This is a genomic window from Streptomyces sp. NPDC025638 (genome assembly GCF_055558775.1).
The window spans coordinates 1-1,780 of the sequence record NZ_JBVHLX010000069.1 but is presented as its reverse complement, the minus strand read 5'-3'; the positions used below and the strand labels follow the sequence as shown (position 1 = coordinate 1,780).

The window sequence follows — 1,780 nt, the reverse complement described above, 5'->3', positions numbered from 1 at the left end:
TGACTCTGCTGGTGATGTTGGGTGGGTCATGCGGTGGCTGAACACAGAGTGCGGAAGTGTGTGGCCCGGCGTTGTGTTCGGGGTGCGGTGTCGATCCAGTCGGCGACACGGGCGACGTTGCAGGCCATGGCGGTGAGGATGTGCTGGACATGGGTTCGGGCCAGACCGCGGTAGCGGGAACGTCGCAGCCCGTGGGCCCGGACGTTCTGCGAGAGGGTGGCCTCGATGCCGGCGCGGATCGCGTAACTGCGCTGCCATTGCTCGGTCTGCTGGTCGAGCCGGTTTCGCGTCTGGATCTCATGCAACGGCCGGGGCAGCACTGCTACTGAGCGGGGCCGGGTCGCGGAGGATGTGCATCGTGTCCGGTCCGGGCAGGACCGGCAGTCCGCCTCAGCGAACCGGGCCTGCAGATAGGTGTTCCCCTTCATCCTCAGCTCGGTCCAGGACACACTCATGGCCCCGCGCGGGCAGATCGCCTGCTCGTTGTCCCAGTCGATGGTGAAGGCCGCCTTGTCGAAACCCGAACCGGCCTTGGCCTGGCTGCTGTGGTCGGCGACGACCGGGCCGAGCAGAGTGATGCCGTGCACCCGCTGCGCCCGCTCGATGCGGGCCGGGGAGATGTAGCCGGAATCGACGACATGCTCGGCGGGCAGCAACTGCCGCTCGGCGAGCTCGTCGTGGATGGTGTCGGTCATCTCGATGTCCTGGACGGTGGAGATGGTGGTGGCGACATGGACCACCAGCTCGGGCCTGTCTTCGTCGCAGGTTTCCGTGAAATGCGTCCGGTAGCCGCTCCAAGCGGTGTCCCGTTTGACGCAGTAGTGTGCGTCGGTGTCGTAGGGGGAGTCGAACCGCAGCGAGGCGGGCGGCAGCGCATGGCCGTCCCGCCAGCGCAGTAATCCGTCCGCATCCCAGTAGTAGTGGTGGATCCAGACCTGGCGGAGGATCTCCACCTGTGGCAGCAGCCGCAGGTGGGGTGGGGCGCCGGCGGCCCAGGCTGCGGTGAGGATCTTCTGGCCGTCTTGGCCGAATTCCTCGGCCCGTGCGGTCACGGCCGTCTTCCCGCCCGGCAGCTTGCCAATCTCCACTCGGCGTCCATACCGCTTGGCCCACTCCGGCTCGATCAGCGGCGCCAGCCAGGCGGGGGCGGCCTCGGCCAGCTCCTCCAGGGCTGCGCGCAGCGTCTCTCCGACCAGTTCCAGGCGGCTGAGGGTCCGCACCGCGGCCAGCACGTGGGTAGCGTCGGTGCGTTGCCGCCCCCCGGCCTTGAGTAGGCCGGCCTCCCTCAACCGGTCCAGCATCACCTGCAGCAGCCGGTCGGCGGCACCGTCCTGTTCGGCCAGCCGGGCCCTGAACTCGCACAGGACCGAGTGATCGAACCCCGGATCCTCCAGCTCAAGCCCCAGGGCGTACTTCCAGTCGATCCGGGTGCGGACCGCGTCCGCCGCCGCCCGGTCGGACAGGTTCTCCGCGAACTGCAGCACCGACACCAGCGCGAGCTGCCCCGGCGACAATCCCGGCCTGCCGTCATCCGGGTATAGACCGGCAAACTCCTCGTCCTCGAACACAACATCCAGCCGATCCCGGATGAGCATGGCCGGGGTGCCCTTGGGACACGCCGCCCGCGCCGTTTGCACCGTCCGTGCCGGGATTCGCTGGTGACTCTCCGGCCGCAGCGACACCGCGACCACCTCCACCGACGACGCCACCCCCGCACACTCCCAGCCAAGCACCGCACACCGCCAGCCGTCAGCGACTTACCAACATCACCAGCAGAGTC

General features: G+C 68.6%; 1 protein-coding gene. It reads right to left on the bottom strand.

From position 1 onward, the window contains the following. Positions 1-26 precede the first annotated feature (26 nt). Positions 27-1,682, bottom strand: coding sequence for an IS1182 family transposase (locus ACZ4EG_RS46595; protein ID WP_467795059.1), 1,656 nt, complete (start codon positions 1,680-1,682; stop codon positions 27-29). Positions 1,683-1,780: the final 98 nt, after the last annotated feature.